General features: G+C 67.7%; 31 protein-coding genes and 1 other RNA gene. 19 read left to right on the top strand and 13 right to left on the bottom strand.

Going from position 1 to position 25630, the window contains the following annotated elements; translation table 11 throughout:
• Positions 1-38 precede the first annotated feature (38 nt).
• Entirely contained in the window at positions 39-275 is a 237-nt protein-coding gene (locus P0Y33_RS08500; RefSeq protein ID WP_279526982.1) for a DUF5798 family protein, read from the bottom strand.
• A 105-nt stretch (positions 276-380) separates the two neighbouring features.
• Here P0Y33_RS08500 and ffs point away from each other — a divergent pair.
• An RNA gene (gene ffs, locus P0Y33_RS08495) (signal recognition particle sRNA) lies at positions 381-696 on the top strand.
• 109 nt (positions 697-805) lie between these two features.
• On the opposite strand, the gene P0Y33_RS08490 is transcribed toward ffs, so the two are convergent.
• The 3 genes from P0Y33_RS08490 to P0Y33_RS08480 form a co-directional block, all read right to left on the bottom strand.
• The gene (locus tag P0Y33_RS08490; RefSeq protein WP_279526981.1) at positions 806-1735 is read right to left on the bottom strand and encodes a mechanosensitive ion channel family protein; all 930 of its coding nucleotides are present in this window, start codon (positions 1733-1735) and stop codon (positions 806-808) included.
• Positions 1732-1980, bottom strand: coding sequence for a YhbY family RNA-binding protein (locus tag P0Y33_RS08485; RefSeq protein ID WP_279526980.1), 249 nt, complete (start codon positions 1978-1980; stop codon positions 1732-1734). The genes P0Y33_RS08490 and P0Y33_RS08485 overlap by 4 nt, the downstream gene beginning before the upstream one ends.
• A 67-nt stretch (positions 1981-2047) precedes the next feature.
• Positions 2048-2320, bottom strand: a complete 273-nt coding sequence (locus P0Y33_RS08480) for a ribonuclease P protein component 4 (protein WP_279526979.1) — start codon at positions 2318-2320, stop codon at positions 2048-2050.
• Positions 2321-2402: 82 nt separating this feature from the next.
• Here P0Y33_RS08480 and P0Y33_RS08475 point away from each other — a divergent pair, with 82 nt between their 5' ends.
• Both P0Y33_RS08475 and P0Y33_RS08470 read left to right on the top strand, forming a co-directional pair.
• Positions 2403-3482 (top strand): glycosyltransferase family 4 protein, encoded by a 1080-nt coding sequence (locus P0Y33_RS08475; RefSeq protein ID WP_279530098.1) that lies wholly within the window; start codon positions 2403-2405, stop codon positions 3480-3482.
• An 8-nt stretch (positions 3483-3490) separates the two neighbouring features.
• Positions 3491-4594, top strand: coding sequence for a glycosyltransferase (locus P0Y33_RS08470; protein ID WP_279526978.1), 1104 nt, complete (start codon positions 3491-3493; stop codon positions 4592-4594).
• A gap of 1 nt (position 4595) precedes the next feature.
• Here P0Y33_RS08470 and P0Y33_RS08465 read toward each other — a convergent pair whose 3' ends face one another.
• Complete coding sequence (locus P0Y33_RS08465) at positions 4596-5045, bottom strand: hypothetical protein (RefSeq protein ID WP_279526977.1); 450 nt, start codon at positions 5043-5045, stop codon at positions 4596-4598.
• A 195-nt stretch (positions 5046-5240) separates the two neighbouring features.
• On the opposite strand from P0Y33_RS08465, the gene P0Y33_RS08460 reads away from it, so the two are divergent.
• The 3 genes from P0Y33_RS08460 to P0Y33_RS08450 all read left to right on the top strand — a co-directional run bounded on the left by P0Y33_RS08460 (position 5241) and on the right by P0Y33_RS08450 (position 7532).
• Positions 5241-5441: a hypothetical protein gene (locus P0Y33_RS08460; RefSeq protein WP_279526976.1), complete on the top strand. Its 201-nt coding sequence runs from the start codon at positions 5241-5243 to the stop codon at positions 5439-5441.
• Between the two features lie 274 nt (positions 5442-5715).
• Positions 5716-6144, top strand: coding sequence for a hypothetical protein (locus P0Y33_RS08455; RefSeq protein ID WP_279526975.1), 429 nt, complete (start codon positions 5716-5718; stop codon positions 6142-6144).
• A gap of 62 nt (positions 6145-6206) precedes the next feature.
• Positions 6207-7532: a M28 family metallopeptidase gene (locus P0Y33_RS08450; protein WP_279526974.1), complete on the top strand. Its 1326-nt coding sequence runs from the start codon at positions 6207-6209 to the stop codon at positions 7530-7532.
• Positions 7533-7692: 160 nt separating this feature from the next.
• Here P0Y33_RS08450 and P0Y33_RS08445 read toward each other — a convergent pair whose 3' ends face one another.
• Complete coding sequence (locus P0Y33_RS08445) at positions 7693-8439, bottom strand: proteasome assembly chaperone family protein (protein ID WP_279526973.1); 747 nt, start codon at positions 8437-8439, stop codon at positions 7693-7695.
• A gap of 111 nt (positions 8440-8550) precedes the next feature.
• Between P0Y33_RS08445 and P0Y33_RS08440 the strand changes: the two genes are divergently transcribed.
• Genes P0Y33_RS08440 through P0Y33_RS08430 form a run of 3 tightly spaced genes read left to right on the top strand, consistent with a single transcriptional unit; the run spans position 8551 to position 10514 of the window.
• Entirely contained in the window at positions 8551-9015 is a 465-nt protein-coding gene (locus P0Y33_RS08440; RefSeq protein WP_279526972.1) for a universal stress protein, read from the top strand.
• 48 nt (positions 9016-9063) lie between these two features.
• Entirely contained in the window at positions 9064-9972 is a 909-nt protein-coding gene (locus tag P0Y33_RS08435) for an RsmB/NOP family class I SAM-dependent RNA methyltransferase (RefSeq protein WP_279526971.1), read from the top strand.
• Positions 9969-10514: a DUF7122 family protein gene (locus P0Y33_RS08430; RefSeq protein ID WP_279526970.1), complete on the top strand. Its 546-nt coding sequence runs from the start codon at positions 9969-9971 to the stop codon at positions 10512-10514. Before P0Y33_RS08435 ends, P0Y33_RS08430 begins: the two co-directional genes overlap by 4 nt.
• Here P0Y33_RS08430 and P0Y33_RS08425 read toward each other — a convergent pair.
• From P0Y33_RS08425 to P0Y33_RS08415, 3 genes are all read right to left on the bottom strand, one after another.
• Positions 10467-10862, bottom strand: a complete 396-nt coding sequence (locus P0Y33_RS08425; protein WP_279526969.1) for a hypothetical protein — start codon at positions 10860-10862, stop codon at positions 10467-10469. The two genes, P0Y33_RS08430 and P0Y33_RS08425, sit on opposite strands and share 48 nt — an antisense overlap.
• A complete protein-coding gene (locus tag P0Y33_RS08420) occupies positions 10862-11500 on the bottom strand; it encodes a SatD family protein (protein WP_279526968.1) in 639 nt (212 codons plus the stop codon). The genes P0Y33_RS08425 and P0Y33_RS08420 overlap by 1 nt, the downstream gene beginning before the upstream one ends.
• A 92-nt stretch (positions 11501-11592) precedes the next feature.
• The gene (locus P0Y33_RS08415; protein ID WP_279526967.1) at positions 11593-13104 is read right to left on the bottom strand and encodes a DUF790 family protein; all 1512 of its coding nucleotides are present in this window, start codon (positions 13102-13104) and stop codon (positions 11593-11595) included.
• Positions 13105-13176: 72 nt separating this feature from the next.
• On the opposite strand from P0Y33_RS08415, the gene P0Y33_RS08410 reads away from it, so the two are divergent.
• On the top strand, positions 13177-13545 hold the full coding sequence (locus tag P0Y33_RS08410) for a hypothetical protein (protein WP_279526966.1): 369 nt from the start codon (positions 13177-13179) through the stop codon (positions 13543-13545).
• Positions 13546-13550: 5 nt separating this feature from the next.
• Here P0Y33_RS08410 and P0Y33_RS08405 read toward each other — a convergent pair whose 3' ends face one another.
• Both P0Y33_RS08405 and P0Y33_RS08400 read right to left on the bottom strand, forming a co-directional pair.
• On the bottom strand, positions 13551-14900 hold the full coding sequence (locus tag P0Y33_RS08405; protein WP_279526965.1) for a DEAD/DEAH box helicase family protein: 1350 nt from the start codon (positions 14898-14900) through the stop codon (positions 13551-13553).
• 226 nt (positions 14901-15126) lie between these two features.
• Positions 15127-15480 carry a DUF6653 family protein gene (locus tag P0Y33_RS08400; RefSeq protein WP_321170509.1) on the bottom strand — a complete coding sequence of 118 codons (354 nt, stop codon included), beginning with the start codon at positions 15478-15480 and terminating at the stop codon, positions 15127-15129.
• Between the two features lie 180 nt (positions 15481-15660).
• Here P0Y33_RS08400 and P0Y33_RS08395 point away from each other — a divergent pair, with 180 nt between their 5' ends.
• From P0Y33_RS08395 to dnaJ, 3 genes are all read left to right on the top strand, one after another.
• The gene (locus P0Y33_RS08395; RefSeq protein ID WP_279526963.1) at positions 15661-16296 is read left to right on the top strand and encodes a nucleotide exchange factor GrpE; all 636 of its coding nucleotides are present in this window, start codon (positions 15661-15663) and stop codon (positions 16294-16296) included.
• 170 nt (positions 16297-16466) lie between these two features.
• A complete protein-coding gene (gene dnaK / locus P0Y33_RS08390; RefSeq protein ID WP_279526962.1) occupies positions 16467-18398 on the top strand; it encodes a molecular chaperone DnaK in 1932 nt (643 codons plus the stop codon).
• A 34-nt stretch (positions 18399-18432) separates the two neighbouring features.
• Positions 18433-19608 (top strand): molecular chaperone DnaJ, encoded by a 1176-nt coding sequence (dnaJ, locus tag P0Y33_RS08385; RefSeq protein ID WP_279526961.1) that lies wholly within the window; start codon positions 18433-18435, stop codon positions 19606-19608.
• Between the two features lie 9 nt (positions 19609-19617).
• Here the strand turns inward: dnaJ and mvaD are convergent, their stop codons facing one another.
• Positions 19618-20607, bottom strand: a complete 990-nt coding sequence (gene mvaD, locus P0Y33_RS08380) for a phosphomevalonate decarboxylase MvaD (RefSeq protein WP_279526960.1) — start codon at positions 20605-20607, stop codon at positions 19618-19620.
• Positions 20608-20723: 116 nt separating this feature from the next.
• On the opposite strand from mvaD, the gene nth reads away from it, so the two are divergent.
• A complete protein-coding gene (gene nth, locus P0Y33_RS08375; protein ID WP_279526959.1) occupies positions 20724-21407 on the top strand; it encodes an endonuclease III in 684 nt (227 codons plus the stop codon).
• A 7-nt stretch (positions 21408-21414) separates the two neighbouring features.
• On the opposite strand, the gene P0Y33_RS08370 is transcribed toward nth, so the two are convergent.
• The gene (locus P0Y33_RS08370) at positions 21415-21894 is read right to left on the bottom strand and encodes a DUF7321 family protein (RefSeq protein ID WP_279526958.1); all 480 of its coding nucleotides are present in this window, start codon (positions 21892-21894) and stop codon (positions 21415-21417) included.
• Positions 21895-21992: 98 nt separating this feature from the next.
• Between P0Y33_RS08370 and P0Y33_RS08365 the strand changes: the two genes are divergently transcribed.
• The 5 genes from P0Y33_RS08365 (at position 21993) to P0Y33_RS08345 (ending at position 25625) form a co-directional block, all read left to right on the top strand.
• The gene (locus P0Y33_RS08365) at positions 21993-22823 is read left to right on the top strand and encodes a DUF7319 domain-containing protein (protein WP_279526957.1); all 831 of its coding nucleotides are present in this window, start codon (positions 21993-21995) and stop codon (positions 22821-22823) included.
• Positions 22824-22899: 76 nt separating this feature from the next.
• Complete coding sequence (locus P0Y33_RS08360) at positions 22900-23571, top strand: plastocyanin/azurin family copper-binding protein (RefSeq protein ID WP_279526956.1); 672 nt, start codon at positions 22900-22902, stop codon at positions 23569-23571.
• Positions 23572-23961, top strand: a complete 390-nt coding sequence (locus P0Y33_RS08355) for a DUF7318 family protein (protein WP_279526955.1) — start codon at positions 23572-23574, stop codon at positions 23959-23961.
• Between the two features lie 2 nt (positions 23962-23963).
• On the top strand, positions 23964-24821 hold the full coding sequence (locus tag P0Y33_RS08350; protein ID WP_279526954.1) for a ubiquinol-cytochrome c reductase iron-sulfur subunit: 858 nt from the start codon (positions 23964-23966) through the stop codon (positions 24819-24821).
• A 3-nt stretch (positions 24822-24824) separates the two neighbouring features.
• Positions 24825-25625, top strand: coding sequence for a cytochrome b (locus P0Y33_RS08345; protein ID WP_279526953.1), 801 nt, complete (start codon positions 24825-24827; stop codon positions 25623-25625).
• The last annotated feature ends 5 nt before the right edge of the window (positions 25626-25630 follow it).

Below are 25630 nucleotides of genomic sequence, written 5' to 3'. Positions count from 1 at the left end.
CGGTAATTATTGCCCCCGTTCTTTAGTCGTTGCTTTCTTCAGCGCTGTTCGACGTCGAGTTCGCTCGTGTCGATCCCCTCTTTCTCGGCGAGGGCGTCGAGGATGGCGCGCTGGTCTTCTAACTCCGCTTCGAGTTCGGCGACGCGGTCGTTCGTCTCCTCGACCGTCTCGCGCATCGCCTCGATCTGCTCGCGGAGGTCCTGGAGTTTCGAGTACACTTTCTCCGCCACGTCCGCGATCTTCTGGACCTTCTTGGCCGTGCTTCCGAGTCCCATACGTCTCCGTTCGAGGGACCGCCCGTTTAGCGTTTCGCCGGGGCTGGGATCGGCGCGTGCGAACGAATCACGCGACGGGTTTTTACGTGGGTAGCCCCTCGTATCGAATGGACTAGGTCGGGCGGCCAGGCCCCGCCCTGAGAACCCGCGCTATGGTCTTTAGCGGGGACCGAACGCCGGGAGAGTCTGGCCGGACCGGGCCGGACCCCGGGAGCCGACGCCGAAGCCTCGTCCTTCGGGGACGGCGGTCCGCGGCGTGCGCCTGCAGGGGCGTCGCGTCCGTGGTTCGTCGGTGGCAATCCGTCAGGCACGGAAGTGAGCAGCGGACCACCGGACGTACGTCGCTCGAAGGGCCGCGGGGTGGAGTCGGGTCCCGGGACTATCCGGTCCGGGAAGGCCGGCGACCCCGGTCCGTCCACCATTCATACTGCATTCTCACACCGACCAGCCACGGCGCTCGTGGTCGTCGGCGTCCTTCGATACCGGACTCGACGGCGACGGCGTCGCGAAAAAACGGAGACGGTGAGGGATTACTCGTTCGCGGTCGCCTCGGCGAAGTCCGCGCCCTCGATGGCGAGTTCGCCTTCGAGCGTGCGCGTCGGGTACGGGATGTCGATTCCCACCTCGTCGAAGCGCTCTTTCACGTTCTGGACGTACTCGCCGCGGGTCTTCACGAAGTCAGAACGGCTCGGGTCGGCGATCCAGAAGCGAGACTTCAGGCCGACCGAGGAGCCGCCGAGTTCGGTGAGGCGGACGGAGACGCCGGGGTCGTCCATGATGCCGTCGATCTTCTCGGCTTCCTCGACGATGATGTCGGTCGCCTCGTCGATGTCGTCCTCGTAGCCGATGCCGAAGAGGAACTGGACGCGGAGTTTGTCCTTGGCGACGGGGTTCTTGATGACGTCGCTCGTGAGGTTCGAGTTCGGCACCGTCAAGAGTTCGTTGTCGAACGTCTTGACGCGGGTGACGCGGAGGCTGATGTCCTCGACCTCTCCGCTGTAGGTGCCGTTGTCCCACTCGATCCAGTCGCCGATGCGGAACGGCTTGTCCGTGTAGATGAAGACGCCCGCGACGAAGTTCGCGATGACGTCCTGCATGGCGAAGCCGATGGCGAGCGTGGCGGCCGCCGCGACCGTGGTGAGTGCGACGAGGATGTTGCCGTAGCCCGCCAGCGCGAACGCGAGGCCGATCGCCACCGAGACGATCGCGATGGAGAGGACCTTCTTCAGCGGGTGCTTCGCGTGCTCGTCGAGGTCACGACGCTCCATCACTCGGTCGGCGACGGGGTGGAGCACCGCCTTCCCGACGACGTAGAGGACGACGGCGACCACGACGAACGCGATTGCCTGCCCGAGAGCGGTGGCGTAGCTCGCACCGATCCCGAGCGTATCCTGGAGCCACTGCGAGACGAATCCGCCGGCACCCCCGGCCTGGAGGGGGAACACGGCGGCCCCGCTCATCGGTGGTACACCGCGGTGTTCCCGCGAGTCTCGACCAGGTCGGCGTTGACCCGTTCGCGGAGGTCCTCCGCGAGTTCCTCGGTGTCTCCCTCGCCGCGGGCCGACCGCAGGAACTTCACTTTCACGACGTCTCGGTCGCTGAGCTGGTCGTTCAGCTCGTCGACGACGGATTCGATACCACTCTTCCCGACCCACACCGTCACGTCCGCGTGGTGTGCTTTCTCTCGGAGGTCTTCGGCCATCATTCGACTACAGGTTCGCCGGCCACTTAAAAGAAAGTTAAGGCTTGTACGTTCGGCGCCGCTTCCTCGCTCAGTAGGGGTAGCGTGCCTGGTGGCCACACTCGCAAGTGACGACGACGTGACCGTCCTGTAGGCGCACTCGGGCGTTCTTTCCGGGCACGAGGTAGCGGTCGCAGGCGTCGCAGGTGAAGCGAACGAACGAGCGCGGGAGGCGGAGGCGGTGGCGTTCGGCGATACGCCGCGCGAGTCGGACGTAGTCCTTCGCGCGTTCTTCGTTCCCCTCGCGGGCAGCCTCGGCGGCGAGTTCCTCCAGGCGTTCGATACGCTCCTCGGCGACTGTCACGCCGCGGAGTTGTGCCGTCGCGCGCAAAACGGTTCCGATGGGTTATTCGGCGCGCGCCTCTTCGTCCCGCACAACCGTGAGCATCCGGGCCCTCAACTACCTCGAACTGGCCGACCACGTCCGCGGCGGCATCCCGTCCGCGACGGGCCAGCAGCGCAAGGCGCTGGCCGGGACCGACGTCGACGTGGTGACCTCGCCGTGGAACGGTGGCTCGCCCCAGCGTGCGGCCCTCGCCGCCGCGACCGGTGGCCGTCTCTTTCGAGGGTTCGACGTGGCCCACTGCAACCTCGTCGGGCCGGGGAGCGTCGCCGTCGCCCGCCACGCGAAGCGCCACGACATCCCCCTCGTGCTCCACGCACACTTCACCGCGGAGGACTTCGCGGGGTCGTTCCGTTTCTCCGACCGCGTCGCGCCCGCGCTCGTCCCCTACCTCCGGTGGTTCTACTCGCAGGCCGACCTCGTGCTCTGCCCCTCCGAGTACACGAAGGGCGTCCTCCAGGACTACCCGGTCGACGCGCCCATCGAACCCATCACGAACGGCGTCGACGTCGAGGCGCTCGAGGGCCACGAACAGTTCCGTGAGGAGACCCGCGAGCAGTACGACCTAGAGGGGATGACCGTCTTCGCCGTCGGCGAGGTCATCGAACGGAAGGGTCTCTCGACGTTCTGTCGCGTCGCCCAGCGGACCGACTACGACTTCGCGTGGTTCGGTCCCTACGAGACCGGCCCGCAGGCCTCCGAAGTCACCCGGAAGTGGACGCGGGACCCACCCGAGAACGTCCGCTTCACGGGCTACGTCGACGACATCCGGATGGCCTTCGGCGCGGGCGACGTCTACATGCTCCCCGCGAAGGTAGAGAACCAGGGCATCTCCGTGCTGGAGGCGATGGCGACCGGGAAGGCCGTCGTCGTCCGCGACATCCCCGTCTTCGAGGAGTTCCTCACCCACGGCGAGGACTGCCTGAAGTGCGAGACGGAAGACGAGTTCGTCGACGCGCTGGACGACCTCGCCGCCGACCCCGACCTCCGCGAGCGTCTCGGCGCGAACGCCCGCGAGAGCGCCCGCGAGCACAGCCTCGACCACGTCGGCGAGCGCCTCGAAGCCATCTACGAGTCGCTGCTCGCCGACGAACCCGACGACGTAAGGGGGAGGACGGAGTAGCCCCGCCCATGCGACCAGCGGTCGCCGCCTTCACGGACACCTACCTGCCCACCGTCAACGGCGTCACCTACACCATCGCGACGTGGCGAGAGCACTGGGAGGAGCGCGGCGGCCGGATGGACGTGGTGTTCCCCGAGAGCGAGGCGTACACCTCCGACGCCGGCGAACACCCCGTCGGAAGCATCTCCTTTCCCTTCTACGAGGGGTTCCGCGTCGGCACCCCGACTGTCCCGGACGCCGTCCGCGACGTCGACGTCGTCCACGCCCACACCCCCTTCGCCGTCGGGATGGGCGGCTACCGCCTCGCCCGTAGCGAGGACCTCCCGCTCGTCGCGAACTACCACACGCCGACCAGCGAGTACGCAGACTACGTCGTCCCGAGTTTCGGCGAACCGCTCGTCGAGCGCGTCACCCGCCGCTACGAGAAGTGGTTCCTCGAACGCGCGGACCTCGTCCTCACGCCGAGCGAGGCCACCCGCGACTACCTCGCCGACGACCTCGACGTCTCGACGCCGGTCGAGGCGTTCCCGAACGGCGTCGACCTCGAACGCTTCCGCCCGGTGAACCCCGAGGCGTTCCTCGAACGTCACGATCTGATCGAAGAACGTCCGCTCGTCGGCTACACCGGCCGCCACGGCTACGAGAAGTGTCTGGAGGACCTCGTGGAGGCGGCGGCGGGACTCGACGCGACGATCGTCCTCGGCGGCGACGGACCGGCACGGGACGACCTCGAAACGCTCGCCGCCCACCTCGACGTCGACGCGCGCTTCCTCGGCTTCCTCGACCGGGAGGAACTCCCCGAGTTCTACTCCGCGCTCGACGTGTTCGCCTTCCCGAGTCCCGTGGAGACGGAGGGCCTCGTCGCTCTCGAAGCGAACGCCTGCGGGACGCCGGTCGTCGGCGTCGACAGCGGCGCGCTCTCCGAGACCATCGACGACGGCGTGAACGGCTACCACTACGCGCCCGGCGCGGTCGACGCCTTCCGGACGCAGATCGAGCGCGCGCTGGTCGACGAAGAGACACTCGCGGCTCACTGTCTGGACCGGCGCGAAGAAATCGGGGTCGAGCGGTCGGTCGACCGCCTCGAAGACGTCTACGAACGACTGCTGTAACTCAGTCGCGGGACTCGAGCGCGTTCGCGATGCGGTCGAGTTTGTTGTTCGTGCGCTCGACTTCCTTGCGGAGTTTCTCGACTTCCTTGCGGAGCTGTTTGTCGCCGCCGCTGGATTCCTCTTCGCGACCGCGGCCACCGGGACCGCCGGGGCCGCCGGGACCGCCACCCATGCCGCCGGGGCCGCCACCGCCGCCCATCATGCCGCCCATCATCTGTGCGAAGGGGTTGCCGCCACCGCCGCCACCCATGCCGCCGGGGCCGCCACCGCCGCCGCCCATCATCTCTTCCATGCGTTCGCGGCGTTCCTCGCCTTCGCCCTCCTCGCGTTCCTGTTCGCGCTGCTCGCGAATCTCCTGGACGCGCTCTCGGAAGGACTTCTCCTCCTCGCCTTCGTTGTCGTTGTCCACGTCGACGTCGGTATCCTCGCTGTTTCGGTCGTCTTCAGCCATACGAGGGCGTTCGATGGCCGGTCGGAAAAGCGCTTGGCTGTCGGCACGACTGTTCTCACAGTCGCCGCTAGCAGTCGAACGCCGCGCTCGCTTCACACCCGTCCCCACTTCGTAGGCTTGGAAATCCCGAATCACGCTTTTCCCTCCAGCGTCCGTACGAAGGGATAGTGGAGCATCGTGACTCCCTCTCCCCCCATGACTCACGACAACGATCCAGCGGACGCCAGTGCCTTCCGAGACGCACTCTCACGACTCGTCCACAACGCACACGAGAACGGAGTCGACGTTCGTGGCGGTTGGGAGTGCGAGAGTGAGACCGGCGATCCCGACTGGGACACGATCATCACGGCCGTGTCGGAACGGGCCGACGAGTCGTCAAACGGAAGTGAAGACTGACGAGTAACGAGTACCCTGTGGTGAGACGACGGACGAAAGTGGAGCAGTAGAGGGTGGTAGTTGTGCTGGGTCGTCGAGACCCGCGTCCTGCTCCGTTCACCTGTCTCCGACAGGCGGTTTCGCGTACGTCGCCGACCGACCTAAGTCTCCGGCCTGATGTACCATGTTCCCGTGCTACGCCGCGTGAGTGACGGCGCCACCCCGTGCACTCGTCGGTCCCGACCCGGGGTGGTGAGCGCAGATACATAAGGGCGGGCGGAGCGTAGCCTCGGCCATGTCCGCCCTGGGGCTTAGCGTCGGTACGCTCGTGATGTTGTTGCTCCTGCTGTTCCTCGTCAAGGCGGTCGTCGGGATGACGTTCGCCGTCGTCGGGTGGGCGGGGGTCGTCGCGTTCGGCCTGCTCGTCGGCGGGGTCGCGACCTACGCGGGGACCGTCGTCCTCACCGACGAGACCGACTTCTGGGACGCGCTCGGGACGACCACGCTCTCGGCGCTCGCGACGTTCCCGGTCGCGTGGATTCCGGGCGTCGGGACCGCGCTCGCGATGCTCGTCTGGCTCGCGGTCCTCGAACACCGGACGCCGGGCGAGTGGTTCGCCGCCGGCGTCGTCGCCGCCGTGTCGTGGGGCGTCGCGTTCGCCGTGACCGGCGTCTTCGCGCTGTTCGGTGCACACGTCGACGCGGTCGGCGTTCCGGGCGTCTGAGACAACCGGAAAGCGACCACCCGTTGCACAATCCTTAGGCCGTGGCCCCGCACACGTCGACCATGAGCGACTGGATCGGTTCGACGTTCACCAGCGACACCGGATGGGGTCACCTCGAGACGCTCGTCGACGTCGGCGACCGGATGGCCGGCACCGAGGGCGAGCGACGGGCGGCCGAGGCGACGCGCGACGCGCTCGCGACGTACGCCCGCGACGCGCACCTCGACGAGTTCGAGATACAGGGCTGGGAGCGCGGCGACTCGGAACTCCGTGCGGCCGGCGAGACGTTCGAGCACCGCGACGAAGTCATCGCGCTGCCCCGCAGTCCCGCGGGGGAGGTGTCGGGCGACCTCGTCGACCTCGGCTACGGGCTACCGCGGGACTTCGAGGGTGCAGACCTCGAAGGGAAGGTCGTGATGGTCGACGCGAGCGTCCCCGACTGGTTCGACCGACGGCTCCACCGCCGCGAGAAGTACTACTACGCCGTCGAGGCGGGGGCGGCCGCGTTCGTCTACCGCAACCACGTCGAGGGGTACCTGCCCGCGACGGGGAGCGTCGGGAACGAGGAGTCGCCTATCGGCGATATCCCGGCCGTCGGCGTCGCGAAGGAGGTCGGCGCCCGTCTCGCCCGGCGTGCCGAGGGCGAGGCGGTCACCGTCGCCGTCGAGGCCGACGTCTACGACGACGCGACGAGTCAGAACGTCCACGCGGAACTCGGCCCCGACACGGACGCCGAGGTGCTCGTGACGAGCCACGTCGACGGTCACGACATCAGCGAGGGAGCGATGGACAACGGGGCTGGAACCGCGATGCTCGTCGAACTCGCGCGGACGCTCGCCGCCCGCGAGGACGAACTCGACACGAGAGTCCACTTCCTCGCCTACGGGTCCGAGGAGGTCGGTCTCGTCGGGTCGGGCTACGACGCCGCGAACCGAGACCTCGACACCGTGAAGGCGGTCCTCAACCTCGACGGGGTCGTGCGGGGCCGGACGCTGAAGTGCTACACCCACGGCTTCGACGCGCTCGACGCCGCCGTCGACGAGGTCTCTGCCGCGTTCGACCACCCCATCTCCACGACTCCCGAGCAGGGTCCCCACAGCGACCACTGGGAGTACGTGAAGTGGGGCGTCCCCGGCTACCACGTCACGTCGGAGTCCGGCAGCGAGGGCCGCGGGTGGGGCCACACCCACGCCGACACCCTCGACAAACTCGAGACACGCGACTTCCGCGAGCAGTCCATCCTCCTGACCGACCTCGCGGTTCGCCTCGCGGACGAGGGCTTCTCGGCCGCCCACGCCGCTCCCGAAGACATCGCGGCGGCGCTCGAAGCGGAGAACAAGGCGGAAGGAATGAAGATTACCGGCGACTGGCCGTACGACTTCGAGTAGAGCGAACAGGCGGCGTGGCCGTCCGCGTGGGGGTCCACCGCGCTCACCGAATCCACCCCCACGCGGCCGTCGTCAGGACATCACGCCGTCTGGCGTCGGCTTCGTACTTGAGTATTCGCGGGGTGGGTGTGAAAGCGCCCGAGTGGGAGTGCCGTGAGTGCTACTCGAACATCCGGAGCGGCTTGGCCTGACTGCTCTCGGACTCCTCCGCCTGCTGCATCTGCTGGGCGAGGCGCTCTTTTTGCTCGCGGATCTCCTCGGCGTGGTCGACGAGTGCCGCCGTGTCGACGGTGACACCGGTGAGTGGTTCGATACCCTCGTCGATGAGTCGCTTCGACGCCGCGGGGTCGGGGAACTGTGGGTCGCTCTCGACGACGAGTCCGACCGCGTCGAGGTTCAACTCGGCCGCACGGTTGACGAGTGCACCGGTCGGTCCGCCGACGACGCCCTGTTCGGACGGGAGTCCGACGTCGTGCTCGTCGAGCAGGGTCGCTGCGTCGCCGGTCGCGACACCGAACACCGGTGGAACCTCGTCGACGTCGAGGTCCGGTGCCGGGAGTCCGCTGAGGTAGAGCGGTGTCGCCCCGACGTCGGCCAGCCAGTTGGTGAGCGCGTCGGCGAACCCCGGCGCGGCCTCGCGGTCGACGGGGACGTCGCTCTGGAGGGCCAGCAGGTCGCGCTCCTCGTCGGCGTAGAGGCGGACCGGCGGGAGTGCCTCCCGTGAGTCCTCGTCGTAGACGCCGACCTGCGGGAGTCCCTCGGCGTCGACGCTGGCGAAGTAGGTCATGTCGAACTCGTCGACGAGGTGGTCGGTCGCGATCTTCCCGACGAGGCCGACACCGGGTAGTCCCTCGACGAGGAACGGTTCGTCGAGTGTGACGTCGGAGCGGACGTGAACGCGTGCCATACGTAGAGAGACGCCGGACGGCCGCATAAATCCGGGTGCGGACCCAGCGACGTCGGGCCCGCACGGTACGGCCACCGGGTTACAAGCCACTCCCGGTGCTACTCACACACGATGTACGACGACGTACTCGTTCCGACGGACGGCAGCGAAGGTGTCCGCGAGGCGATTCTCGAAGGCGTCGACCTCGCCGAGTTGTGCGACGCGGCGGTGCACGCGCTCTACGTCGTCGACGAGCGGAGCACGCCGGACCTGCCCGACGTGGAGTGGCAGTCGGTCCGCTCGTCGCTCGAGAACGAGGGCGAGGAGTCCGTCGCGACGGTCACCGGCGAGGCGAAGCGCAGGGGACTCGACGCGACGAGCGACGTCCGCCACGGCGACCCGGCCGAGACCATCCTCACGTACGCGGACGAGCAAGACGTGGACGCCATCGTGATGGGCACGCACGGCCGGAGCGGCGTCAGCCGATACCTCCTCGGGAGCGTCACCGAACGGGTCGTCCGTCAGGCGACTATCCCCGTCGTCGTGGTCCGCATCGGCGAGGAGGGCGAAGGAGACGAGCACGCCGGGGGCGAGTGAGCGAGCGAACGGAAACCGACAAACCGCCGCGCCTCGAACGACGAACAAATGGACGTACTGGAGCGCTACGAACCCATCGTCGACGACTTCGACGCCTTCCTCGAGGCCTGCGAGCGGCCGCTGCCGACGACCGTCCGGGTCAACCGGCTCAAGACGACGGTCGAGCGGACCGTCGAGGCACTCGAGTCGCTCGGCGTCGGCGTCGAGCGACGGTCGTGGAACGACCGACTGCTCGAACTCGACCTCGAGACGGACAAACCCGGGAACACGTGGCCGTACTTCCACGGCTGGTTCCACGTCCAGGAGGAGGTCTCGGCGATTCCGGCGTTCGTCCTTGACCCCGAACCCGGCCAAACTGTCTTCGACGCCTGCGCCGCCCCCGGCAGCAAGACCACCCAACTCGCGGACCTGATGGACGACCGCGGACTGCTGGTCGCCAACGACGCCAACCTCGGCCGACTCTCCGCGCTCCGGGGGAACGCCGACCGCCTCGGCGTCACCTGCGCGGCCGTCACCAACCAGGACGCCCGACAGTTCGAGTTCGAGCGGTTCGGGCGCGACGCGTTCGACGCCGCGCTCCTCGACGTCCCCTGCTCGGGAGAGGGCACCGTCCGGAAGAACCCCGACGCCCTCCAGGAGGCGGGCCGCGAGACGAGCGAGAGCATGGCCGGTCTCCAGCGCCACATCCTCCGCCGCGCGGTCAACCTCACGAAACCCGGCGGGACGGTCGTCTACTCCACCTGTACGTTCGCCCCCGAGGAGAACGAGGGTGTCGTCGACGCCGTCCTCGACGACTGTCGCCTCGTCGACTACGACATCGGTCTCGACCACGACGACGGACTCACCGAGTGGAACGACGCCGAGTACGACGAGTCGATGACCAAGGCCAAGCGCTTCTACCCGCACCAGAACGACGCCGGCGGCTTCTTCACCGCGAAGTTGGAGGTGCGAGCATGAGAGAGAACGTCAGCGACCAGTTCGACCGCCTGCCCGCGACCGAAGACGACCGGGAAGTCGAGGGCCGTCCCACCCGCGAGGCGGTCGTCGAGTGGTGGGTCGACCGCTTCGGCGTCGACTCCGAGACGTTCGACGACTACACCTTCTGGGAGAAGGGGTCGGGGTCGGTGTGGGCGTTCCACGACGACGTCCCTGCCCCCATCGAGGTGGAGTCGCTGGGGATGCGCATCCTCCGGACCCGACAGGAGCACTGGAAACCCACGACGGACGCGGTCCAGCGCTTCTGCCGGGACGCGACGAAGAACGTGGTCGAACTGAGCCGGGAGGCGGCCGCCCGCTTCGTTGCGGGCGAGGAAATCGAATCCGAGTGGGACGGCGACTGGGGCTACCTCGTCGCCGCCCACGAACTCGCCGGCGAGGTCGAACCCATCGGCGTCGGTCTGTTCACGTACGGGACGTTCCGCTCGATGGTCCCGAAGGGTCGCCGCCGCGACCTAGGCCAACTGGACACCGGTCCGGACGGCGATGCCGACGACGAGTGAGAAGGTGAAGTTGGCGAGCGTTCCGGCGAGGTAGTACTTGCTGTTGTGCTCCATGTCGCCCCGCCGGACGATACTCTTCGCGGCGAAGACGACCGCGAGCGCGGTGTACGCACCGGTCAGGACGAACGCGTAGACGAGGACGTTCTCGAACTTTCCGACGACCCGTCCCACGTCGCGTTCGGTCTGTGTGAGGCCGTCCACCTCGCTGGGGACGTCCTCGATGTGCGAGAGGGTCCACGTGACGAACCACCCGCTCGTCGCGAGCAGGCCCGCGAGTCCCGCGAGGACGAGGCCCCACTGGCGAAGCGACGCGCCGTCGAGGACCGACCCGACGGCGTCGGCGGGCATCACGCTCCCACCCCGTACGCGGTGTCGAGCGTTCGCTGGAGGCGCTCCTCGACGGTCGAGACGAGCGGCCACGACGCCTGTTGGAGCGTGCGGGACACCGCCTGCTGGGAGACGTCGAGTTCGTCGGCGACGGCCTGCTGCGCCCCGAGTTCGCGGTACCGCTCGGCCACCTCCCGCTGGCGGTCGGTCCACTCGTGGCGTTGTTCGAGCAGGAGGTTGACCACGTCGGCGACCGAGGTGTCGAGACTCCGCCGACCGGTCCGAAGGTCGAAGTACAACCCTTCGCGCTCGACCCGTTCGAGGAGATCCGACGCCTCGTGAAACGCCCCACCGTCCATTCGCGCGACGTCGCCGGTCTCTAGACCGACGTCGACCGTTCCGCGGGCGACGGCGAGACGGATGCGGTGGGGACGGAGTTGCGTCGCGACCGAACGGGCGATACGGTAGACGTCGCTGGCCCGGTCGAGGACACCGCCGATCTCGTCGATTCCCTTCAATACCGAGAATGGTGCGACGACCCCCTCGGTGACGTCGTTCGCGTCCTCGCAGGCCGTCTCCAGTCGCTCGCGAAACGCCTCCCGGTCGTCGACTGCGCGCGACCGGACGACGTCACCGAGCACGACGTACAGTTCTCGCATCGCTCGCTGATTCTCGACGACAACCGAAATAGATTGTCCCTGAAGAAACAACCAGACGTGGTTGTCTAACTCAGGACAACCGAATTAGGGTGTTACTTCTCCCGCACCGTCCCGCCGCCGAGTCCCTCCCACTCGACCCGGTAGCCGAGTTCGGAGAGGGCGGCGCTGGCGTCCGAAATCCCGCGTTCGCCGAGGACGTCTTCGGCCGCCGAGAGCGTCATCCCGGCGTCGAGTTCCTCGCGGAGGGCGTCGAGGACGGCGGGGCGCACGAGCGTCCGGCCGACGAGACGGTGGTCGGGGAAGACTTTGTCCTCGACGGCTTCGACCGCGACGCCGTACTCTGCAGCGAGGTCGTCGAGTGTCACGACGTCCGCGTCGGGCGCGAGTTCGTCGGGGACGGCGTCGGCGCTCGCGGCCACGAGGTCCGCCTCGTACTCACGGAGTTCGTCGACGACGTCCTTGGTCCGAATCGACCCCGAGTAGGTGACGACGCGGTGGTCGCGGGCCTCGATCTCTTCGCCGACGCCCAGCGACTCGTCGACGGCGACGAGCATGTCGACGTCCTCCAAGTCGTCGAGTTGGGCGAGTTTCTTCTCGACGTACTCGGGCGTCCAGAAGCCCATCACCTCGAAGTACACGCGGAAGTCGGCGTGCAGGTAGTCGAAGGCGAAGTCCGGGATCATCAGTCGGTCGCCGGCGTCGAGGACCGAGGGCTCTCGCACGAGTTCCCAGTCGAGGTTCAGCGCCTCGAAGCGCGCCGCGAACTCCCGCTCGACGCCGCTGTCGTAGGAGACGTCGGTCACGGGGTCGACGCCGGGGACGCGGACTGGGTCCGACTCGGAGAGGCGCATCGTCCGGTCGGTCCCCCGGTCGTCGATGGTGGCTTCGAGCGTCCACTCGTTGGCCTGCGCGACCGTTCGGAGGAGGCGGGCGAAGCGCGTACCGTAGCGGCGACTCCGACGGAAGAGCGCGTCCGGGCCGGTGAGGACGACCTCTCGTGCCTCGGTCTCGTCGTCCGTCCGATGAATCTCGTAGAGGAGGCCGAGGCGCTTGATCCGACTGACGAGCGCGCGGGGGTCCGTCGTCCGGACGCGGACCTCCGTCGCGTCGAAGAGCGCGGTCTGCGCCAGCGAGAGGTTGTATTGGGCGACGAGCGCCTCGGCGTCCCAGCGCGGGTCGAAGTCGGTCAGGACCTGTCGGACCTCGCGGTCGGCGTAGAGGGCGTCGGCGACGTCCCGGGCGGCCACCTCGTCGCCGAGCGAGTCGGCGGCCGCGTCGAGGGCCTCGGCGCGCTCGGTCTCGGTGACGACGCCGACCTCCTCGGCGGCGGCGAAGGCGGCCCGACGGGCACGAAGCGGGTCGACCGCGCTCGCCGTCTCGAAGACCGCCTCGCGGTCGAGGAGTTTGGCGAAGCCACGGGCGAGTTTGAAGTCGTCGGCGTCGCGCTCGACGGACTCGAGGGCCTCGTCGAGGACGCCTCGTTCCTCGCCGACGTGGTCGCGGTAGACCCCGAGGACGCGCTCGGCGAGGGCGACGTTGTCGGTGAACTGCGGGTGGAAGCCGCCACCGGCCCGCGACACCCGGAGCAGGTCCTTGGTGAGCACGCCTCCGCGTAGGGGGTGGGTGAATAAAAGGCTGACAGAAGACTCTTCTCCGTCGCCTCCCGACGACGGGACATGAACCCGACTCGACGGACGCTCCTCCGCCGCGGCGCAGTCGGCGCCTCGGTCGCCGGACTCGGCGGTCTCGCCGGCTGTCTCGGACTCGGCGGCGAGGAGAACCCGGTTCGCGTCCAGCAGACGAACATCCCGCCGAACTCCGGCGGCCCGCTGGTCGCGGAGGTCGTCGTCTCGAACGTCGCCGACCACCCCGTGACGACGACGCTCTACGTCACGGCGAAGATGGAGGACGGGTCGCTCGTCCGCGACCGGGAGATAACGCTCGACGCCCACCAGACCGACACGTTCCGCGTCGAGTTCGACGTCCCCTACGACGAGGCCGTGAAGGGGAGTCTGAGCATGTCCGCGGACGTCCGGCGGGACTGAGTCGGCTACCGCCGGCGCTCGGCGACGCGCTCCTCGGCGGTGTCCTCGCTGACGAGTTCGTAGAGCAGCGCGCGCGACCCGTCCTCTTTCGGGCGGAGGACGCGACCGAGTCGCTGGGTGAACTCGCGTTCGCTCCCGCTGCCGGCGATGATGACCGCGACGTTCGCGTCGGGGACGTCGACGCCCTCGTCGAGGACGTTCGCGGTCACCACCCACGAGTAGTCCCCGTCGCGGAAGTTCCCGAGGACCTCGCGGCGCTCTTTCGCGCCGGTCTCGTGCGTGATGGCCGGAATCAGGAACCGCTCGGAGACGCGGTAGACGAGGTCGGTGGAGGCGGTGAAGACGATGATCCGGTCGTCACGGTGGCGTTCGAGGATGTCCGCGAGGTGGCGGACCTTGTTCTCGCTCTCCTGGACGATCTCGCGGGCGCGCTGCTTCGCGAGGAGTGCTTCGCGGGCGCGTGGGTCCGAACCGGAGCGCTTGACTAACTCCTGGTAGTCGCTCCCGCGGTTCATCGAGATACCCGACTGCCGGAGGTAGTCGACGAACGTCTGCTGGACCTCCTCGTACTCGCGGCGCTCTTCGTCCGTGAGTGGGACTTCGAGGCGCTTCACGTCGTAGTCGGCGAGGTGCTCGCCGGCGAGTTCGTCCACGTCGAGGCGGTAGACGACGTCGCCGACGAGGTCCGCGACGACTTCGTGGGCGTCGTCCGGTCGCTCGAACGTGGCCGTGAGTCCGAGCCGTGCGGGCGCGGCGAACAGCCGTGCGACGTCGCGGTACCCCTCGCCGCCGAGGTGGTGAACCTCGTCGAAGACGACGAGGCCGAAGCGGTCGCCGAGTTCGTCGGCGCGGAGGTAGGCCGAGTCGTAGGTCGAGACCGTGATGGGTTCGACGCGCTGCTCGCCGCCGCCGAGTTGTCCGACGGGGACGTCGAACTCGGCTTCGAGTTCCTCGCGCCACTGGGTCAGGAGGTCGATGGTCGGGACGACGACGAGCGCGGGGTCGCCGACGCGCTCGATGGCCTTCACACCGATGACCGTCTTGCCACTCCCGGTGGGGAGTTCGACGACGCCGCGGCGGCCGTTGCCCTGCCACGCGTCGAGGGCGTCACGCTGGTAGTCGCGGAGTTCGTACTCTGAGTCGAGAGCGAGAGAGCCACGTTCGAAGGCGAGGACGTGGTCGTCGACCGGGACGCCGCGAGCGTCGAGCAACGAGCGGAGCGCGGCGTAGCGGTGGGCGGGGGCGCGGTCCGAGTCCGTGCGCTCGTCGTACTCGGCGCCCGGCAGGTCGACGCCGTGGCGCTCGGCGCCTTCGACCCGAATCGTCCCGTCCTCGTAGCGGAGCGTGACCGTCACTGGCGCGGCGTAGGCACTGCGGGGATAAATGCCTCTTCACTTCGTGGCTTACAGGCGGTCCGGAGGGTGGTCGTTGCCCCTCGTCGTCGGTGGCGGTGGACCGCACCGGCCGAGCGAGTCGCCACCGACCGGTCGTCACGTCACACACCGTGGTGGCTTCGGCTTCCCGTGTCAACGGCCCCGCGCACGGTGGCGCGGGGAATCCGCCTCGCTACCTAGTTTGAACCTACGCGTCGGCGCGTTCGCTCGCGTCCACGCGCTCGTCGTCGTACCACCGGACGAGTGCCCCGACGAACCAGAACTTCAGTGCCATCGAGACGGCCGTCGCGAGCGCGGCACGGCGTGGTTTCCGGCGGGCGGCCGCGTAGAGGGCGTAGCCGAACGTCGGGACGTTGAGCGCGTTGAGCGCCTCGGGGTAGCCGGCGCCGAACAGCGGACGTCCCGCTGCGGTCCACGCTTCCTCGGCGTAGACGACGCGGGTCATCCACGCCGACTCGTCGGCGGGCGGCGAGAAGAGGACCGGGTTGACGACGGCGAAGACGAGCGCGGCGACGAGGAGTCGCCAGCGCCGGGTGTAGATGGCGTAGACGAGCAGCGGCGTGAGCGCGGCGCGGGACCACCGCTCTTCGGGTTGGCGTGGCGCTCCCAGAGACGGTCGGTGTCGACGTCCATGTCGGTACGTCGACGGGGGCCGAGAAGAGTGTGGCGCCGTCCGAGCGGTTCTGAAATCCTTATACCCGAGAAGTGGTTTTTCTCTCCCATGACCGACGACGCCGAGCAGGCCGTCGAGGACCGAGAGTCGGCCGCCGACGCGGACGCATCGGACGCCGAGGAGACCGAAAACGAGACCGTCCCCGAGCCGACGCTCGCCGAGCGGGTCGGCGAGTACGACGAGGAACTCGCCGCCGAGGTCGAGGCGCTCCGGGCCGAACGGGACGAACTCGCCGCACAGGTCGAGGAGAAAGAAGAAGAGGTCGAGTCCCTGACCGAGCGCCTCCAGCGCACGCAGGCCGACTTCCAGAACTACAAGAAGCGCGCGAAGCAGAAGCAGGAGGACATCCGCGAGCGCGCGACCGAGGACCTCGTCGAGGACCTCCTCGACGTCCACGACAACCTCCGGCGCGCGCTCGAAGAGGAGTCCGGCGACGTCGAGAGTCTCCGCGAAGGAGTCGAACTCACGAAGAAGGAGTTCGACCACGTGCTGGAGGGCGAGGGCGTCGAGATGGTCGCGCCCGACCCCGGCGACGAGGTCGACCCGACGCGTCACGAGGTCATGATGCGCCAGGAGAGCGAGCGACCCGAGGGGACCGTCGTCGACCTCTATCGCCCCGGCTACGAGATGGGTGGGAAGGTCCTCCGCGAGGCACAGGTCACGGTCAGCGCGGGCGGCGAGTAGCCGGCCGACCCGGGGACGGCGGAGCGGTGTGATTGCGGTACACCATATATGCTGTGCCCAGTTGGGTCTCGATTTCCGAAAACCGCACGAAGGCGTCGACACGCCGTTTCGCGTGGGCATCCTTCACTAGCAAGCTTTAAACAGGAACGGCGGCTTACTATTGGCCAACAATGGCGAGCGAGAAAGTTCTCGGTATCGACCTCGGTACCACCAACAGTGCGTTCGCAGTGATGGAGGGCGGCGAGCCCGAAATCGTGACCAACGAGGAGGGCGACCGGACGACGCCCTCCGTCGTCGCCTACGACGACGGCGAACTCCTCGTGGGCAAGCCTGCGAAGAACCAGGCAGTCCAGAACCCCGAGCAGACGGTCCAGTCCATCAAGCGCCACATGGGCGAACAGGACTACACCGTCGAACTCGGCGACGAAGAGTACACGCCCGAGGAGATCTCGGCACGCATCCTCCAGAAGATCAAGCGCGACGCCGAAGAGTACCTCGGCGACGACGTCGAGAAGGCGGTCATCACCGTCCCGGCGTACTTCAACGACCGCCAGCGGCAGGCGACGAAGGACGCCGGTCAGATCGCCGGCTTCGAGGTCGAACGCATCGTCAACGAACCGACGGCCGCGTCGATGGCCTACGGCCTCGACGAGGAGGGCGAGAACACCGTCCTCGTCTACGACCTCGGTGGCGGGACGTTCGACGTCTCCATCCTCGAAATCGCCGACGGCCACCACGAGGTCATCGCCACGAACGGTGACAACGACCTCGGTGGCGACGACTGGGACCAGGCCATCATCGACTACCTCGCCGACGAGTTCGAGGACGAACACGGCATCGACCTCCGCGACGACCGACAGGCCCTCCAGCGCCTGAAGGACGCCGCCGAGGAGGCGAAGATCGAACTCAGCAGTCGAAAGGAGACGACCGTCAACCTCCCGTTCGTCACGGCGACCGACGAGGGACCGGTCCACCTCGAACAGGACATCACGCGTGCGAAGTTCGAGTCCCTGACCGCGGACCTCATCGAGCGGACGGTCGGCCCGACGGAGCAGGCCCTCGACGACGCCGAACTCACGACCGACGACATCGACGACGTCGTCCTCGTCGGCGGGTCGACCCGGATGCCCCAGGTGCAGGAGAAGGTCGAGGAACTCGCCGGCCAGGAACCGAAGAAGTCCGTCAACCCCGACGAGGCCGTCGCGCTCGGTGCCGCGGTCCAGGGTGGCGTCCTCTCCGGTGAGGTCGACGACGTCGTCCTCCTCGACGTGACGCCCCTCAGCCTCGGTATCGAGGTCAAGGGCGGTCTCTTCGAGCGCCTCATCGAGAAGAACACGACCATCCCGACGGAGGCCTCCAAGGTGTTCACCACCGCCGCCGACAACCAGACCTCCGTCCAGATTCGCGTCTTCCAGGGTGAACGCGAGATCGCCGAGGAGAACGAACTCCTGGGCGCCTTCCAGCTCACCGGCATCCCGCCGGCGCCCGCCGGAACCCCGCAGATCGAGGTCTCCTTCAGCATCGACGCCGACGGCATCGTCAGCGTCGAGGCCGAGGACCAGGGCTCGGGTAACTCCGAGGACATCACCATCGAGGGTGGTGCTGGTCTCTCCGACGAGGAGATCGAGGAGATGCAGGAAGAAGCCGAGCAGCACGCCGAAGAGGACGAGCAGCGCCGCGAGCGCATCGAGGCGCGCAACGAGGCCGAGTCCGCCGTCCAGCGTGCCGAGACACTCCTCGAAGAGAACGAGGAGATGGTCGACGAGGACATCCGCAGCGACGTCGAGGCGGCCATCGACGACGTCGAGGCGGTCCTCGAAGACGAGGACGCCGACGCGGAGGACTACCGCGAGGCGACCGAGGAACTGACCGACGCGCTCCAGGAGATCGGCAAACAGGCCTACCAGCAGGAGGCCCAGCAGCAGGCCGGTGCGGGCGCTGGCGCCGCGGGTGGCGCCGGTGCCGGTGCTGGCGGTATGGGCGGCATGGGCGGTGCAGGCGCCGGTCCCGGCGCCGGTGCCGCCGGCCAGCAGGCCGACGACGAGGACTTCGTCGACGCCGACTTCGAGGATGTCGACGACGAAGACGACGAGCAGAACTGAATAGCCGCGAACCACCAGCACCTCACCTTCATCTATGAGCACGAGCGAGAACTTCTACGACGTCCTCGGTGTCAGTCGCGACGCCGACGAGAGCGACATCAAGTCGGCGTACCGCGAGAAGGTTCAGGAGTACCACCCGGACGTCTCCGACGAGGAGAACGCCGAGGAGCAATTCAAGAAGATCCAGAAAGCGAAGGAGGTGCTGACCGACGACGAGAAGCGCGAGGCCTACGACCAACTCGGTCACGAGCGCTTCACCGAGGCCGAGAAACACGGCGGCTTCGAGGGTGGCGCCGGCGGTGCCGGCGGCATGGGCGGTCAGGGCAACCCGTTCGGCGGCGCGGGCGGCCAGGGCGGGATGGGAGACATCTTCGACCAGTTCTTCGGCGGGATGGGCGGCCAGGGCCAGGGCCGCGGCCAGCGCGGTCCCCAACCCGGCCAGGACCTCCGCACCTCTCTCGACATCACCCTCGAAGAGGCCTACGAGGGCGTCGAGAAGCAGATGACCGTCCGCCGGCCCGAGCGCTGCGACGACTGTGGTGGGTCGGGTCACCCCGAGGACGCCGACGTCCGTACCTGTCCCGAGTGTAACGGGCAGGGTCGCGTCACGCAGGTCCAGCAGACGCCGCTCGGCCGGGCCCAGACCGTCACCGAGTGTTCCCGGTGTGACGGCGAGGGCGAACTCTACAGCGAGAACTGCGAGACCTGCCACGGCACGGGGCAAGTGAACCGCGAGGCGACCCTCACCGTCGAGGTCCCCGCGGGCATCCGCTCGGGCCAGACGCTCCGGATGGACCGCGAGGGAGCGCCCGGCGACGAAGGGGCGCCCAACGGCGACCTGCTCGTCGAGATCGCCGTCGAGGACCACCCCGACTTCGAGCGCGACGGCGACGACCTCCACCACCGCACGGGAATCTCGTTCCCGCAGGCCACGTTCGGCGATACGCTCGAAATCCCCACGCTCGACGGGACCGCGGAGTTCGACCTCCCCGAGAGCACGCAGAGCGGTGAGACGTTCCGCCTCCGCGGGAAGGGGATGCCCCGCCTCCGCGGGCGCGGACAGGGCGACCTCTACGTCCACGTGCAGGTCGTCACGCCCGAGGAACTCAACGAGGAACAGAAGGAGGCGCTGATGCAGTTCGCCGAGGCCGGCGGCGAGGAAGTCGAGGTCAGCGAAGGGTTCTTCGAGCGACTGAAGAACTCGCTGTAGCGCCGGCGTTCAGAAGAGCGCTTCTTCTTCGTCGAGGACTTCGGCGGGACCGCCGACCTCCCACACTTCGGTCTCGACGCCGCAGTCCGCGACTACTTCTTCGACCCGTTCCGCGTACTCCGCCTTCGTGTTCACGTACACCGTCGCGCCCGTGTCCGTCGAGAAGTAGACGGGCACGTCCTCTTCCTCACGGAGGTCGCGGACGGTCTCGAAGATTTCGAGCGTCTCGGGCTTCCAGTACACCCACCCAGCGGGACCGGTCATCGTCGCCGCGGTGAGACTCAGCGAGTCGTGTTCGGCCGTCTCGAAGACGCGCTCGAAGTCGCCCGCGCGGAGGGCGTCGCGCATCTCGACCAACTGGTCCTGGACGTGCGCGCGGCGGGCGTCGAACATGTGGCTCTCGGCGGCCTCCTCGTGGGCGGCCTCCGTCTCCTTGTACGCCGGGACAAGACCGATGACCGTCCGAATCGCCTCCTCGAACGACTCGGGGACGTCGAGGCGCTCCGAGCGGCAGTCCTCGTCGTTGAGACCGGCGTGGAGGTCCGAGAACGACCCGGTGACCGCGCGGGCGGCCGAGGAGGACCCGCGGCGGGCGATGGTCGAGACGTCCGGACGGGTGGCGTCGAGGTCCGCGGCGGCGGCGAGGGCCATCGCGGCGGCGGCGAACCCGGAGGAAGAAGAGCCGAGACCGACGTTCGAGGGGAAGGAGTTCTCGCTCTCCAGGCGGACCGGGTACTCCGCGTAGTCGACGTCGGCGCGGGCGCGTACCTCGTTGACGACGGCACGGATGCGCTCGGCACCGCGGCCGTCGACTTCCTCGCCGTCGACGACGTAGACGTCTCCGTCGAGCGACTCGTCGAACTCGACGGTCGTCTTCGTGTGCGAGGGCGCGGTACAGAGACTGATGCTGTCGTGGTAAGGGAGGCGCAGGTCTTCGTCGCGCATCCCGTGGTACTTCACGAGTCCCTGAATCGGGTGGGCTTTCGCGGTGGCCTTCATACCTCGTAGGCCGGTGGACGCGTCAATAAAGCCCTCGGAACGGTAGGCGAGTCTGCGGGGCCGACGCCACGGGGTCGGAACTGCAAAGGCCACCGCGTGCGGAGGTTCGAGACGACATGGGCGAGCCACTCGACACGCCGAAGGCGCAGGCCGAGGAGGTCATCGACCGACTGAAAGACGAGTACCCCGAGGCCGACATCTCGCTGAACTTCTCGAACCGCCTCGAACTGCTCGTTGCCGTCGTCCTCTCCGCGCAGTGTACGGACGAACGGGTGAACGAGGTGACCGAGGACCTCTTCGAGAAGTACCAGTCGCCCGAGGACTACGCCGAAGTCGACCAGGACGAACTCGCCGAAGACATCTCCTCGATCACCTACTACAACAGCAAGGCCGGCTACATCACGGAGGCCTGCCAGAAAATCGTCGAGGAACACGACGGCGAAGTGCCGGACACGATGGAGGAACTCACCGACCTCCCCGGGGTGGGACGGAAGACGGCGAACGTCGTCCTCCAGCACGGCCACGACGTGACCGAGGGTATCGTCGTCGACACCCACGTCCAGCGACTCACCCAGCGTCTCGGCATCACCGAGGAGAGTAGCCCCGAGAAGATCGAGGAGGACCTGATGGAGAAGATTCCCGAGGACGAGTGGCAACAGCTCACTCACTTGCTCATCTCGCACGGCCGGGAGACGTGTACGGCACGGAACCCCGACTGCGAGGACTGTCTCCTCGAAGACGTCTGTCCCTCCTCGAAGGTCCAACACGACGTCGACCTCGCCAGCGGCGAGGAGTGGTAGGGACCGGCTACAGCCAGTAGCGCAGCAGGTACCGGACCACGCCGAGCACCCACGCGACGACCCACAGACCGGCGTAACCGAGGACACCGACTCTGAGGCGCTTTCGCCACGTGTCGACGTCCTCGTGGAGGTCGTCGAGCGAGACGTCCCGCCCGGGCGCGTGGTAGAGGTCGGCACGCCACTTCTCGCGGAAGATGGGGACGATGCCGGTGAGCGCGAAGGCGAGCAGGGCGTACGCCTGGAGACCGACTACGGCGTGGAGGACGGCGAAGCCACCGAACTGGTCCGGGAGCCGTGGGACCATCCACAGCGCGACGGCCCCGGTCGTGAGGAGGAGTCCCGCGCCGACGAGGCGGAGGTGGCGGACGAGCACCGACCACGTCACCGGGTCGGCGTCGACGATCACCCGGACGCCTCGCCAGTAGAGCGGCGCGCTCGCCGTCGTGACGAGCAGCGAGAGCGTCGCGTAGACCGCCGGGTCGACCATACCCCCGGCTTGGCGGAGCGTGGGGTTAATCCCTACTGGTTCGGGACGTGGGTGCACGACGCAAAGGGTTTACCACGGGACGTGCCAACGGTCGAGTAATGAACGACGGCGGCGCGTCCGGGACGGACGACGAGGAGGGCACGAACGACGGCGCGGCGGCCGACCGGGACGACCTCCGCCGCGAGGTCGAGGCGCGCTACGACTTCGAGGACTTCGACGTCCGGCAGATGGACGAACTCTCGGGCGAGGAGTGGGAGGCGGCGTTCGACCCCGACTCCTGGGTGACCGGTGCAGCGTTGCTCGACCGCGTCGAGGCGGAGTTGCGCTCCCGGGTCGCCGAGCGCGACCTGTTCGCCGTCGTCGAGCGCGAGACTGACACCGACGGTGGCGACCACGTCCTCGTCTACTCGGACCACGGGTACGTCGTCGTCCGGCCCGACGGGAGCGTCGAGGGCGAGGGACCGCTCGTCGAGGACGTGAAGCCGAGCGTCGCGCTCGCGTCGATGCCCGACTACGAGGTGTCCCAGCCACCAGCAGACACCGAACTGCCGGCGCCCGACGACGTCTCGACGCTCGGGAGCGACTTCGGCCACCGGGTCATCACGGTCGTCGCCGGTCTCCAGGTCGTCGCCGGTGTCGTCCTGCTGGTCGCCGCCGTGTTCTTCGACGCTCTCGTCCGGGGACTCTGTTCGCCCGTCGCCGGGCCGGCCTACGCCTGCGCGGGCGTCCGGGTCCACACGCTCGGTGGGTCCGCCGTCCTCGCGGGCGTCGCCGGTCTCGGCTTCCTCGTCTTCGGCGTCGTGTTGTTCGCGCTCGTCGCCAACGCGCGCCTCTCGGATCGGTTCCGCGCCGAGGAGTACCGCGAACGTCTCCGTGCGGCCGGTGCCGACGGTGAACGACCCGATTTCGTCCCCGACGAACGGGAGTGACGTCCGTGGAGTATGGTGGTATGTGCCTTGTTGCCACCGGTGGGTTTATGAGTGCCCCCCGGAACACATAGCACGTATGAACAGGCGGGATTTCCTCCGTGCCGCAACCGGGGGTGCCGGCGTCGCCGGGGCCACGGGCGCGGCGCAGGCTTCCGGTTCGTCCGCCGTGGCGAGCGTGGCGGCCAACAACACGACGACCGCCGGGAACGAGACGGGGAACCAGACGAGCAACCAGACGACGACGTCCGACGGCGGAGACCTCCCCGGGAGCGGGAAGACCGTCACGGTTCCGCTCGTCTCGGACCCCTACAAGTTCGAGGGCGCGACCGACAGTCCCCTCTACATCCAGCCGGGGACGACCGTGAAGTTCGTCTGGGAGTCGGACAACCACAACATCAACGTCGACAAGCAACCCGAGGGTGCGTCGTGGAAGGGTGTCCCCGAGATCCACAACACGGGGTACACCCACTCGCACACGTTCACGACGAAGGGTCGCTACCACTTCTGGTGTGACCCCCACAAGTCGCTGGGGATGATCGGCGACATCGTCGTCAACGAGTCCGGACAGCCCCCCGGCGGTAGTGGGGGTCCCGCGACGCTCAGTCCGCACGAGATGGGCGTGCCCTTCCAGGCACAGTACGTCGGGGTGGCGACGCTCCTCGCGATGTTCGTGGCGCTCGTCTTCACGTTCTTCACGCTGAAGTACGGTAGCTCACCGCACACGAGTGCACCCAACAAGAGGGATTAGATGCCGGAGAAGAACTCGTCGTACGGCGACATCCACCGTTACGAGCCACCGAACGAGAGCACCGCGGCGGCCCTCGGAATCACGATTCTCGCCGTCGTCGACGTGGTGTTCGTCGGGACGTTCGTCTACGGCCTGCTCGGCGGGTGGGGCTACGACCCCGTCGGGAACATGTTCCTCGGCTTCCTGCTCTCGGCGGTGTTCGTCGACCTCGCGTTCATCCTCCTGCTCTACCGCAAGGAGTTCCTCCCGGACGTGGTCATCGTGAAGAAACGCCGCCGCAAGTGGGAGGACCTCTACGTCCGCGAGGAGGACGCCGAAGGGTCCGGTGGCGGCAGTGGTGAGGCGATCGAACAGCTCAAGAAGGCGATCTACCCCTGGTACAAGCGATAAGCATGGCAGACGAAGACAAATATCCAGACACGGAGTCCGGGCGACGCCGGTTCGTCAAAGGCGTCGTCGGGAGCGCCGCCCTCGCGGGCGTGGGCACCGCCGGGTTCGCCGGCGTGAGTCTCACGACGTCCCCGAGTGGGCAGGGCGGCGGACCGACACAGTACTTCGGTATCGAGAACACGGACGGCCCCGCACCGCGCGGGATGCCCCAGATACCCATCCGCATCGACGACGAGGGGTACCTCGTCGGCCGGTACCCCAAAGTCGAGACGACGACACAGCAGGGCCGGGAGGTGAAGGTCGCACGCGAGGAGATCGCCGGCATCGTCTACTCGCCCGACTGGTTCCAGTTCTGTGGGGTCCAGGGCTACGAGGGCCTCGACCCCGAGTACGAGGGTGACAACTACTTCCGCTACGCCGCGAACAGCGGCTACGAGTGGCAAGAACAGGAGGTCTCGGCCGGCGACAAGGTCCACGTCGACGACTTCTCGAACTACGAGACGTGGAACAACGGCATCGGGACGGCCGGCGCCGGGAAGCCAGCGATGGTGACGTGGCGCTCACAGGACACGAAGAACGCGATTCCGGTGCAGGTACTCCGGAGTACGAAGGTGTCCGGGCTAGCGAACGACGACCAGACGAACAACGCCTGGATCAAGGAGAGTACCGAACAGGGGTTCGTCGCGTGGTTGAACAAGTGCACGCACTTCTGTTGTGTGCCGGGGTTCAAGACGACCGCACAGGCGGCACAGTTCGGGGCCGCGAACGAAGTGTACTGCCCCTGCCACCAGTCGGTGTACGACCCGTTCAAGATCAAGAAACTCTCGTTCGTCGCGTACCCGCGACCGGAGGAGAGCTGACCCATGAGCCTCGAAGACGGCGACGAGACGGAGATGGACCACGGTGCGTGGCTCGACGAGAAGGACCTGACGCCGCTCGAGCGGACGTTCCTCGTGACGCTCGTCTGGCTCGACAAGCGGTTGCGGCTGGTCGACTACCTGGAGATGGTGGAGTCGCTCTACTACCGGGTCAACATGCAACTCCCGAAGAGCCACACCGAGCAGTACAACCTCGACAACAAGTTCTGGTACTGGTACCCGCTGTACGCCCTCGGGTCGTTCTCGGTGCTGGCGTACGTCGTCGCGGCCATGTCGGGTGCCCTGCTGGGGTTCTACTACGCCCCGTCGACGGCGGGCGACCCCTCGGCGGCGTACAACTCCATCACGTACATCATGACCGACCTGAACTTCGGGTTCATGCTCCGGAGTCTCCACCGGTGGGCCGCGCAGGTCATGACCGCGGCCGTGTTCCTCCACATGCTCCGGGTCTACTTCACCGGCGCGTACAAGGAACCGCGCGAGCTGAACTGGCTCATCGGCATCGTCCTGCTCAGCCTGACGATGGTGTTCGGCTACACGGGCTACCTGCTCCCGTGGGACCAACTCGCCTACTGGGCCGGTCAGATCGGCGTCGAGATGAGTCTCTCCATCCCCTTCGCGGGTGAGTGGGTCGCCCAACTCCTGTTCGGTGGCTTCGCGCTGGGCGACGCGACGCTGAAGCGTATGTACATCATCCACGTGTTCCTGCTCCCGTTCGTCGTCACGACGGTCATCGCCATCCACCTCGCGCTGGTCTGGATGCAGGGCATCGCGGAACCACACTGATACCC

This window comes from Halospeciosus flavus (genome assembly GCF_029814175.1).
GTDB lineage: Archaea > Halobacteriota > Halobacteria > Halobacteriales > Halobacteriaceae > Halospeciosus > Halospeciosus flavus.
Note: the sequence above shows the minus strand (reverse complement) of the source record. Positions and strands in the feature narration are given on the sequence as shown.